The 11,212-nt window shown below is 69.9% G+C and carries 9 protein-coding genes; 4 read left to right on the forward strand and 5 right to left on the reverse strand.

What is annotated here, in order from left to right:
* From VIP82_RS07060 to VIP82_RS07075, 4 genes are all read left to right on the forward strand, one after another.
* On the forward strand, positions 1-187 hold a 187-nt coding region (locus VIP82_RS07060; protein ID WP_331907045.1), incomplete at its 5' end, for a hypothetical protein.
* Positions 184-696 (forward strand): methylated-DNA--[protein]-cysteine S-methyltransferase, encoded by a 513-nt coding sequence (locus VIP82_RS07065; RefSeq protein ID WP_331907047.1) that lies wholly within the window; start codon positions 184-186, stop codon positions 694-696. The genes VIP82_RS07060 and VIP82_RS07065, both read left to right, overlap by 4 nt.
* Positions 697-1,160: 464 nt before the next feature.
* A complete protein-coding gene (locus VIP82_RS07070) occupies positions 1,161-2,999 on the forward strand; it encodes an ABC transporter ATP-binding protein (RefSeq protein WP_331907049.1) in 1,839 nt (612 codons plus the stop codon).
* Entirely contained in the window at positions 2,996-4,810 is a 1,815-nt protein-coding gene (locus VIP82_RS07075) for an ABC transporter ATP-binding protein (protein ID WP_331907051.1), read from the forward strand. The genes VIP82_RS07070 and VIP82_RS07075 overlap by 4 nt, the downstream gene beginning before the upstream one ends.
* A 75-nt stretch (positions 4,811-4,885) precedes the next feature.
* Here the strand turns inward: VIP82_RS07075 and VIP82_RS07080 are convergent, their stop codons facing one another.
* The 5 genes from VIP82_RS07080 to VIP82_RS07100 form a co-directional block, all read right to left on the reverse strand.
* Positions 4,886-5,797, reverse strand: a complete 912-nt coding sequence (locus VIP82_RS07080) for an N-acetylglucosamine kinase (RefSeq protein WP_331907053.1) — start codon at positions 5,795-5,797, stop codon at positions 4,886-4,888.
* Between the two features lie 176 nt (positions 5,798-5,973).
* Positions 5,974-6,954, reverse strand: coding sequence for a glycoside hydrolase family 113 (locus tag VIP82_RS07085; RefSeq protein ID WP_414684627.1), 981 nt, complete (start codon positions 6,952-6,954; stop codon positions 5,974-5,976).
* Positions 6,951-9,458 (reverse strand): glycoside hydrolase family 2 protein, encoded by a 2,508-nt coding sequence (locus VIP82_RS07090; RefSeq protein ID WP_331907055.1) that lies wholly within the window; start codon positions 9,456-9,458, stop codon positions 6,951-6,953. The genes VIP82_RS07085 and VIP82_RS07090 overlap by 4 nt, the downstream gene beginning before the upstream one ends.
* Positions 9,455-10,357, reverse strand: a complete 903-nt coding sequence (locus VIP82_RS07095) for a carbohydrate ABC transporter permease (RefSeq protein WP_331907057.1) — start codon at positions 10,355-10,357, stop codon at positions 9,455-9,457. The genes VIP82_RS07090 and VIP82_RS07095 overlap by 4 nt, the downstream gene beginning before the upstream one ends.
* A partial coding sequence (locus VIP82_RS07100; protein WP_331907059.1) for a carbohydrate ABC transporter permease occupies positions 10,354-11,212 on the reverse strand: 859 nt, incomplete at its 5' end. The genes VIP82_RS07095 and VIP82_RS07100, both read right to left, overlap by 4 nt.

Raw genomic sequence — 11,212 nt, forward strand, 5'->3', positions numbered from 1 at the left:
GCGCGCGCTCGACGACTGGGCGGCGCGCACCGCGCCGTGGCGCAGCTACCTCACCGCCCACCTGTGGCGCGCCGTCCCGCCGAGGACGCCCGCGAGAGCCCGCGCCGCACGCCCGCGCAGCGAGGCGCGAACCGCAGCATCCGTCCCATCCACTCCGTCCACATCCACCACCGGAGGCATGTCATGACCACCGCGACCATCCAGACCCTCGAGACCCCCGACGGAGCCTTCACGCTCCTCGCCGACGACGCGGGGCGCGTGCTCGCCTCGGGCTGGACCGCAGACCCCGCGGCGATCCTGGCCCGCCTGTCGGAGCGCGTGCGCCCCTCGAGCGTGGAGACGGGCGAGACGGATGCCGCAGCCGCCGTGGCCGCCTACTACGAGGGCGACCTCGCCGCGATCGACGAGGTCCCGGTCGCGCAGCACGGCACCGCGATGCAGCTCGCCGGCTGGGCGGCGCTGCGCCGCATCGCCCCCGGCCGCCCGTTGACGTACAGCGAGTTCGCGACCGAGCTCGGCTCGCCGAGCGCCGTGCGCGCCGCGGCATCCATCTGCGCCCGCAACGCCCCCGCGCTGTTCGTACCCTGCCATCGCGTGCTCCGCGCCGACGGGAGCCTCGGCGGGTTCGCGTGGGGTCTGCCGGTCAAACAGCGGCTGCTCGACCGCGAGGCCGCGGTGCCCGCGCTGATCGCGTGAGTCCTCGACACCCCCGGATCGTCTCAGGACGGTCCGGGGGTGTCCTGCGGCTGGGGCACTCGCAGAGAAATTTCCGGGGAGGCGGAAAGCGCTTGTTGCGCCCAGGGAACTCTCAGGTATAGGCTGGAGGGCTGGCGTGTCGTTTCGGCGGCACCCGGCCCATGTCCCGCGAACAAGGAGGAAGCCATGTCTCAGGCCGTCGTCACCACGAAGCCGATTGTCTTCCTGCCTGTTCTCGGGACGCCGCGCGTCGACCTCGAGGGATAATCCCCGGGCCGACCTCCGCCGATCCGCCGCACCCGCGGCGCCGCCGCTCGCAACGCCGCGCGGCATAGGATCACCAGCTCCCGCGTTCTGGCACACAGGACGCCTCTCCGGCGACCCCGCACGCTGTCGGTGCGCTGCGCCGTCCCCGCCGTTCCCGCGGCATCGAAACACCCCCGCCACACCACTCGCCAAGGATCATGACTACGTCTTCCGCTGAGAGACTCTCCACTCCACGCGCGCTCGCGCGCCTTCTTCCCTTCGCCAAACCCGTGTTGCCGCGACTGACGATGGGCGCCGTCAGTGCGCTCTTCGCCAGCCTGCTCGCGCTCGCCATCCCGCTCGTGCTCGAGCAGATCGTCCAGGGCCCCATCGCCTCGGGCGACGTCACCGCGATCTGGTGGGGTGCCGGAGCGATCCTGCTCCTCGGCCTCGCCGAAGCCGGCATGGTCTGGCTGCGGCGCTGGTTCGTGCTGGCGCCCGCGACCCTGGTCGAGTACGACCTGCGCCAGACCTTCTACTCGCGCCTGCAGCGCCTTCCGGTCGCCTTCCACGACCGGTGGCAGTCGGGTCAGCTGCTCAGCCGCATGATGCAGGACATCAGCATGCTGCGCCGCTGGCTCGCCTTCGGTCTCGTGCTGCTCGTCGTGAACGTCCTCACGATCGCCGTGGGTACCGCCCTCCTGTTCCGCTGGCACTGGCTGCTCGGAACGATCTTCCTCGTCACGTCCGCGCCGCTGTGGTACGCCGGGTACCGGTTCGAGAAGACGTACGGAACTCTCGCGCGGCAGTCTCAGGACCAGGCCGGCGATCTCGCCACCTCGGTCGAGGAGAGCGTGCACGGCATCCGCGTCCTCAAGGCGTTCGGCCGCGGCAAGCACGCGCTCCAGCGCTTCACCCGGCAGGCCGAGACGCTCCGAGAGACCGAGCTGCGCAAGGCGCGAGCGGTCGGCTGGATCTGGTTCTGGCTGGTGCTGCTCCCCGACATCGCGTTCGCGCTGTGCCTGGGTGCGGGCATCTACCTGACGGCCATGGGCGAGCTGCAGGGCGCGGAGCTCATCGCGTTCTTCGCGATGGCCACCGTGCTGCGCTGGCCGATGGAGTCGATCGGCTTCCTGTTCTCGTTCCTGCTGGACGCGCGCACCGCGACCGACCGCCTCTTCGAGGTGTTCGACGAGGAGAACACGATCATCGACCCCGTCGAGCCCGTCACGATCGAGCGCCCGCGCGGCGAGCTCGTCTTCGAGGGCGCGCACTTCCGCTACCAGGATGCGGCGTCCCACGAGCGCGATCTGCTCGACGGGATCGACCTGGCGGTCCGCCCGGGCGAGACCATGGCCCTCGTCGGGCTCACGGGATCGGGCAAGACGACGCTCACCACCCTGCCCACTCGCCTGTACGACGTGACCGGCGGCCGGGTGACGCTGGACGGCGTGGACGTGCGCGACCTGACCCTCAAGGAGCTGCGCCGGCACATCAGCATGGCGTTCGAGGACGCGACCCTCTTCTCCCAGAGCGTGAGGGACAACGTGCTGCTCGGCCGCGAGGACCTCGTACCCGGCAGCGATGAGGCGGAGCGCGTCCTTCGCGAGGCGCTGGGCGTCGCCCAGGCCGGCTTCGTCGATGAGCTGCCCGACGGCGTCGACACGATCATCGGCGAAGAAGGACTGTCCCTCTCCGGTGGCCAGCGACAGCGGCTCGCGCTCGCGCGCGCCGTCGCCGCACGGCCGGCCGTGCTCGTGCTCGACGACCCGCTGTCGGCGCTCGACGTCGACACCGAGGCCCTCGTCGAAGACGCTCTCCGGCAGGTCCTGCACGAGACGACCGCGCTCGTCGTGGCGCACCGCCCCTCGACCGTCATGCTCGCCGATCGCGTGGCGCTGCTCGAGGCCGGCCGCGTGACGGCGGTCGGCACCCACTCCGAACTGCTGCGCACCAGCAGCCACTACCGACACGTGATCTCGAGTCTCGAGGTCGAGGAAGCACGCATGCAAGCCGCTCGACAAGCTCAGGAACCGATGGGGGAGGTGACCCTGTGAGCACCACAGTGACCGGAACCAGCGGCGAAGACCGCTCCGACTACACGCGCGCCGAGAGCAAGGAGATCCGCAGGCGCTCGCTGCGCCTGCTCGGCTCGCTCATCACGCCGGTGCGCGGGCAGCTGATCCTCGCCGGCGTCGTGCTGGTGATCTCGACCGCGCTGCGCGTCGCGGGCCCCTGGCTGATCGGTATCGGCATCAACAACGCGCTGCCCGCTGCGGTGGAGCGGATGGACTGGATGCCGACGATCCTCGTCGTGCTGGTCTACCTGGTGACGGCACTCGGCGGTGCCGCCCTCATCGGCTGGTACGTCGTGGTCGCCGCGCGCCTCACGCAGGCGATCATGCTCGACCTGCGCAAGCGCATCTTCCTGCACACGCAGCGACTCAGCCTGGAGTTCCACGAGTCGTACACGTCGGGCCGCATCATCTCGCGTCAGACGAGCGACCTCGACACCATCCGCGAGCTGCTCGACGGCGGCCTCAACGAGCTCGTCTCCGGCATCCTGTACGGCGCTTTCACGCTGGCTGCGCTGTACATCGTGGACTGGCAGTCCGGTGTGATCCTGACGGTGATGGGCATCCCGCTGTACCTGCTCATGCGCTGGTTCTACTCGCGCTCGCAGCTGGTGTACCGGGAGTCCCGCGTCATCAGCGCCAAGGTGATCGTCAAGTTCGTCGAGACGATGACCGGCATCCGCGCCGTGAAGGCCTTCCGCAAGGAGGACCGCAACGACGAGGAGTTCGGCGCCGTGGCGATGGACTACCGCGACGTGAACATGCGCTCGATCCGCCTGTTCGGCACGTTCGAGCCGGGGCTCATGGCCGTGGCATCGGTGACCCTCGCGGTCGTGATCGCGTGGGGCGGCATCCGTGTCGTGGACGGCGCGATGGAGATCGGCTTCCTGCTGTCGGCCGTGCTCTACGTCCGCAACTTCTTCTCGCCGCTGCAGGAGGTCGCGTTCTTCCTGAACTCGTACCAGTCCGCGACGGCGGCGCTCGAGAAGGTGTCGGGCGTGCTGGAGGAGGAGCCCACGGTTCCCGACCCCAAGCACCCGATCGACCTCTGGACGGCGAAGGGCCACCTCGAGTTCCGTGACGTGGAATTCGGGTACGGCAATGGGCGCACCATCCTGCCCGACTTCTCGCTCGATATCCCCGCCGGGCAGACGATCGCGCTCGTCGGCACGACGGGCGCCGGCAAGTCGACGCTCGCCAAGCTCGTGTCGCGGTTCTACGACCCGACGAAGGGCGCGGTGACGCTCGACGATGTCGACCTCCGGTCGCTGCACCCGAAGGACCTGCGCCGCGCGATCGTCATGGTCACGCAGGAGGCCTACCTGTTCAGCGGCACGGTCGCCGACAACATCGCGCTCGGCAAGCCCGACGCGACGCTCGACGAGATCAAGGCCGCCGCGAAGGCGGTGGGGGCGGACGCCTTCATCGAGGCCCTGCCGGACGGCTACGACACCGACGTGAACAAGCGCGGTGGCCGCGTGTCGGCGGGACAGCGTCAGCTGGTCTCGTTCGCGCGCGCCTTCCTCGCCAACCCGGCGGTGCTCATCCTCGATGAGGCGACGGCGTCGCTCGACATGCCGTCCGAGCGGCAGATCCAGGATGCCCTGCAGACCCTGCTCGCCGACCGCACCGCGATCATCATCGCGCACCGTCTGTCGACGGTCGCGATCGCGGACCGCGTGCTGGTCATGGAGCATGGTCGCATCATCGAGGACGACGCCCCCGACGAGCTGATCGGCGGCGACGGCAAGTTCGCCCAGCTCCACAGTGCCTGGAGGGAGTCGCTGGTCTGACCAGCGCGCCGCGAGACCCGGATGCCCCGGCCCACCTGTCCACACAGGGCCGGGGCATCCACCTGTTCCGGGGTATCAGGCGCGGGCGATCGACACCGCGTGGGCGAGCGGATGCTGCGGCGCGAGGCCCGCGAGGGCGGAAGCTCCGTCGATCCCATGGCCGCGTGGCTCGACGAGCGTGACGTCCAGCTCGCTCGCCGCGATGTGCGAGGCGAAGGCCTCGAGCAGCTGCGGCGAGCGGAACACGCCGCCGATCGCGCACGCCGCGAAGCGCTCGCCGGCGTCGTCGGAGCGGACCCGCCGCAGCGACGTCTCGACGCTGTGGGCGAGCTCGCCGCCGGCCCGCACGGTGATGTGCTGCGACACCGCGTCGCCGTCGGACGCCAGGCGTGCGACGTGCTCGGCGAACGAGGCGACGACGCTCACGCGGTCCTCGGCGGACTGCAGGTGGATGTACGCCTGCCCGAGGTCGGGCCATCGCTCCTCCGCGACCTCGCGCAGCCGCGTCGCCGGACCGCGCCCGTCGAACTCGCGCATCACGGCGTCGAGCGCTTCGCGGCCGATCCAGTAGCCACTGCCGGCGTCGCCCATGAGATAGCCCCACCCGTCGACCCGGGCGACGCGCTCGGCGCCGACGGCCAGGGTGACCACGCCGGTGCCCGCGGCGACGACCGAGCCCCGGGTGTCGCCGAGCGCCCCGAGGAACGACGTGGTCGAGTCGTGCGCGAGGATCACCTCGCGCACCGACGGGTCGGCGATGCGGGCGAGGAACTCGGCGGCATCCGCCTCCTTCGTCGTCAGCCCCGACACGCCCGCGCTGACGACCGACACCTCGGCGCCGGTGCGCTCGATCGCGGCGTGCGCGACGGCGGCGAGCTGCGGCAGCAGCGGCTCATGGGTGCGGATACCGGGGAACAGCAGGTCGTGCTCCCGCACGCGCACCTTGATGCCGGTCTGCCCGGCATCGATCGCCAGTACTGTGCTCATACGGCTGTCGCCCCTTCTTCCCGCCGAGTCGGTCGCGCCGGTGCGAACGCTCCCGCCGACTTCCGGGGTCTCGTTCCCCCCGTTCCCCCCGTGGCGGCCGCCGCCGGCCGTCGCGTCATCCCACGATGCTCCACCTGTCGGGGCTTCCGCGGATACCCCTGTCGCCGTGCGCTCGGTCATGGCTGCGGCATCCTTGCGTCACCCGCGCGCAGGCGGTACACCTCGCGGAGGAACTCGCCGGCAGGCTTGCCGTACGGACAGTAGTCGTCGTTCGCAGCCGCTTCGTCGGCCGCGTAGAGCCGGGGCGGCCAGTCCCACAGCATGAACCCGCGCACCCACGGGCGCCCGTCGCACGCCGCGAACATCGCCTCGTAGTAGCGCAGCTGCGCCGCGCCGGACGGGGCGCCGGGCAGCGACCAGTCGTTGGGACGGTCGGGCGAGCCCTCGCGCGAGGGGCATCCGGCCTCCATGAAGAAGAACGGCTTGCCCGTCGCGGCCACGGCCTGCTCGATGCGGTCGAGCTCGGCATCCCATCGGTCGATCGGGTAGTAGCCGCTGGACGTGACGACGTCGACCGCGTCCCACCAGGAGAGGCGGTCCTCCTGGTACTTGTCGCAGTTGTAGGTGACGACGCCCGAGTAGACCGCGCGCACGGCGGCGATCAGGGCGCGCCACTCGTCCTCACGGGCGTCGGCACGAACCATCTCGCAGCCGATGCAGAGCATCTCGCAGCCCTCGGCCTCGGCGATGCGCGCCGCGTGCAGCATGAACTCCCGGTACGAGGCGAACCACTCGCTCCACGTCGGCTCTCCGGGGACGTCCTGATCGAAGAAGCCGATATAGGCGCGCCATGTGCCGTCCGCGACGTTGACGACCGGCTTGAGGCACACCTTCAGCCCGAGCGCCTTGGCCTCGCGAACGGCCCAGACCACCTCGTCGTCGGTCACCGTCGGCACCTCGCGAAACCGTACCTCGGTCGACTGCGCGGTCTCCTGCAGGGCCGAATACGCGATCGCGGTCCAGTTCACGCCGTGATCGGCCATGGCCCGCAGGGAGTCGGATGCCGCGGGCGTGGCCCACGTGCCGCGCATGCCGGTCCAGCCCCAGGTCATTCCGGCCACGTAGGACCCGAGCGTCTGGGCGGTCTCGACGGTCACGACGCGACCAGCTCGTTGGCCGTGCGCAGCACCCGAGGATCGGAGAGCGCGGATGCCGCGAGCGTGTCGCCGTCGTGTCGTACGAGCAGCGTCGTGCTCTCGCCGGGCAGCAGCGTCACGAGCGCGTCGGACGCGACGGCGGTGGGATCCACCTTTTCGACCAACAGGGTGAGATCGCGCACCAGGGAGCCCGCGGTGAGCGAGACGAGCGTGCCGTCCGCAGCCGGCTCGGTGCGGAGCTCGACCTGCGCGGCGCCGAGCGTCGATTCGCGCGGCTCGGCGAAGAACCAGTGACCGCGCACGGCGTCGACGCCGGCGACGACGAGCTCGCTCGCCGCCTCGCCGGCGGTGGCGACGTCGGCGGGGAGGGGAACGGTGATCGTCTCGCGCGGTGCGAGCGAGACCGGCGTCGTGACCCGGGCGAGCTCGTCGCCCGTGAACCCGACGCGGCGCGCCAGGAGCTCGCCTTCCCACGCCTCGGCGGTGTCGTTCACGAGCACCGCGGCGAGCCCGCCGTCGCGCGGCTGCACGGTCACCAGACGCGGGGCGAACGCGTTCTTCAGCCCGTAGTACAGAGGCTTCGGGCGCTCGTCGCCGTCGATGGCCGCCCACGACGTCACCGGCCAGCAGTCGTTCAGCTGCCAGACGATCGCGCCCTGGGTGTGCGGAGCCCAGGAGCGGAAGTGCTCGAGCGCCGTGCGCACGGCCAGCGCCTGGTTGAGCTGCATCGCCCAGTGCCAGTCCTCCATGGCCTCCGGCATGCGGAAGTGGGGGATCAGGCCGTTGGTGAGCTTTGTGTTGCCCTCCATCGCCTTCTGGTGCACGATCATGCCGGGCGATTCAGGGGTGAGCGGATCGTCGCTGATGGAGCGGACCAGGGTGCTCCACGCCGGCGGACCCTGCCAGCCGAACTCGGCGACGAACCGCGGCTTGTGGTCGCGGTACGTCGTCCAGTCGAGCCGGTTCCACTGCTCCCACAGGTGCACGGAGCCGTGCTGCTCGTCGTTCGGGTGAGACCCGGTCTGCGCCGCGCCGTCCCAGCCCATGCCGGGGCTGAAGGGGCTGCCGGGCGCGTACGGCACGTGCGGGGCGAGCTCGGCGACCAGCGCGGGGAACAGCTCGTAGTAGTAGTGCGCGCCCCACGTCTTGCCGTCCAGGCGCTGCTTCCAGCCCCAGTCCTCGTAGCCCCACAGGTTCTCGTTGTTGCCGGTGAGCAGCACGAGCGAGGCGTGGTGGCCGAGCCGCACGATGTTCTCCCGCGCCTCCGCCTCGACCTCGGAGCGCAGCGGCTCCTCCTCGGCGTACGCGGCGCAGGCGAACAGGAAGTCCTGCCAGACCAGCAGGCCCAGCTCGTCGGCGAGCTCGTAGAAGTCGTCGGACTCGTAGAGCCCGCCGCCCCACACGCGGATGAGGTTGAGGTTGGCGTCGAGCGCCTGCTCGAAGCGGCGCCGCAGGCGGTCGCGGGTGACGCGGACCGTGAGGGCGTCGTCGGGGATCCAGTTCACGCCCTTCACAAACACCGGTTGGTCGTTGACGACCAGCGTGAACGGCGTCCCAGACTCGTCAGGGGTGGTCTCCCACCGCACGTCGCGGAACCCGACGACGCGGTGCGTGGCATCCAGCGGATCCGGACCGTCGCCCCCCTGCAGACGGACGTCGACGACGTAGAGCGGCTGCGCGCCGTAGCCCGCCGGCCACCAGCGCTCGGCCGCGGCGAGCTCGAGCCGCACCGTCGCCGTGTCGCCGTCGAGCTCGACCGTGGCCCCCTGCAGCTCCTGATCGGTCACGCCTGGCCCCGCCACCGTCGCGATGACGGAAAGCGGAACGGATGCCGCACCCGGCGCCCGCTCGACCTCCACGTCGACGGTGACCGTGCCGCCGTCGCCCGCCGGCGTCGCGACCACGCGCGTCTGCGCCAGGCGCGCGACCGACCAGGACTCCAGGCCGACGGGCTTGACGATGCCGCTGGTGTACGTCGCGATGCCCCAGTCCCAGCCGAAGCTGCACGCCGACTTGCGGATGGCGTCGTAGGGGAGCGGGTACGGGCGCTGCCGCACCCCCAGCGCGGCGCTCTGCTCGTTGGCGTACTTGACCGGCGAGCGGAAGCGCACGACGAGGTCGTTGTCGCCCTCGATGAGCGCGTCGCGAACGTCGAACCGGTAGGAGCGGTGCTGGTTGGCCGTCGCCCCGATCTCGCTGCCGTTGAGGAGGATCGTCGTCACGGTGTCGAGGCCCTCGAAGACCAGATCGGTGCGGTCGGCGCCGTCCGGCGTCCATGTGAACGACGTCTCGTACGTCCAGTCGACCAGGCCGATCCACGCGAGCGCGGACTCGTTGTCGTCGAGGAACGGGTCGGGGATGAGATCGGCGGCGAGCAGGTCGGTGTGCACGCAGCCGGGGACCGTGGCGGCGACCGTGCCGGCGAATCCTTCCGGTGCCGGTCCGGCGGCGGCGCGCAGGGTCCAGCCCGCGTCGAGGGGACGGAACGAGAGGGCGGTGGTCACTTGACGGCTCCTGCGGTGAGGCCCTTGTAGATCCATCGCTGCAGCAGCAGGAAGGCGACGAGGGTCGGGATGATGACGAGGACGGTGCCGGCGGAGATGACCTCCCACTGGGCGCCGAACGGTCCCTTGAACCGGAACAGCGATGTGGAGATCAGTCCTTCGGACGGCAGATAGAGGAACGGTGCGTAGAACTCGTTGTACACCGCGATGCCCTTGATGATGACGACTGTCGCGATCGCGGGTCGCAGCAGGGGCAGCACGATGCGCCAGTAGATCGTCCACCGGTTCGCGCCGTCGATCATCGCCGCCTCGTCGAGGGAGACCGGGATCGACTGCATGAACTGGATGAACAGGTAGATGGCGATGATGTCCGTGCCCATGAACAGCAGGATCAGCGCGGCCTTGGTGTCGTAGAGCCCGAGTCCGTTGATGAGCTGGAAGGTCGCGACCTGGCTCGTCACGCTGGGGATCAGGGTGGCGACGAGGAACAGGCCGAACACGAGCTTCTTGCCACGGAAGGCGAACCGGTCGAGCGCGTAGGCGGCCATGGTGCCGATGAAGATGGTGCCGGCCAGCGACACCACCAGCACGATCGTGGTGTTGACGAAGCCCTCGAGCATCTCGCCGCTCGTGAACGCGGTCACGAAGTTGTCGAAGTTGAGCCAGTTCTCCGGCGGGTCGAACGGGCCTGTCTGGGCATACTCGGGCGCGGTCTTGAGACTCGCGAACAGCAGCACCGACAGGGGCAGCAGCGTCAGCACCGACGCGATGATCAGGCTGAGGTACTTCGCCGTGGTCGCGCTGACGCCGCGGAGGCGCTCGCCGCGGGAGCGGCCCTTGATCGTGCGCGGGGGAGCGGTGCGCAACGGCATCGTGCGCAGCGGTTCGGTGGTGGTCATGTCAGGTCGACCTTCTCGTCGGGGAACACCTTGCGCTGGATCCACGTGATCACCAGCACGATCGCCAGCAGCACGACGGCCATCGCGGATGCGAGGCCCACCTGCCGGAAGCTGAAGGCGGTCTGCAGAGTCTGGATGACGAACGTCGCCGATCCGTTGGCACCGCCGGTCATGATGAAGGGGATCTCGAAGACGCTGAGGCTGCCGGCGATCGCGAGGATGAACGAGAGGCCGATCACCCGCCGGATGCCGGGGAAGATGATGGCCCAGAACTGCTGCCAGCGGCTCGCGCCGTCCAGATCCGCCGCCTCGTACAGCTCGTGCGGAATCGACTGGATGGCACCGAGGAAGAGCACGAAGTTCATCCCGGTGTAGCGCCACACCGAGGTGCCGGCCAGCGACCAGTTGACGACGTCCGGGTTGCCGAGCCACTGCGGGGGATCGGCCACTCCGAACCAGCTGAGGACCGTGTCGAGCGTGCCCCCGGGCTGGAAGAGGTAGAGGAAGACGAATCCGATCGCGACCCCGTTGATGAGGTACGGGAAGAACAGGATGCCGCGGAAGAGGTTGGAGAAACGCGTCGAGAAGCTGAGGAGCGTGGCGAAGTACAGCGCGATCGCCATCTGCGCGAACGACGCGAAGAAGTAGTACAGGCTGACGCCGAACACCGAGAAGATGCGCGGGTCGGTGAACACCTGCACGTAGTTGTCGAGTCCGACGAAGTTCTTCTGGAGATCGATGCCGTCCCAGTCGGTGACGCTGAAGTAGAAGAGGTTCAGCGCCGGCCAGTAGGTGAACAGCAGCAGCAGTCCCACCGCCGCGGCCAGGAAGAACCACGGGGTGAGGTGCTGCAGG

The sequence above is a fragment of the Microbacterium sp. genome, from assembly GCF_036566905.1.
GTDB lineage: Bacteria > Actinomycetota > Actinomycetes > Actinomycetales > Microbacteriaceae > Microbacterium.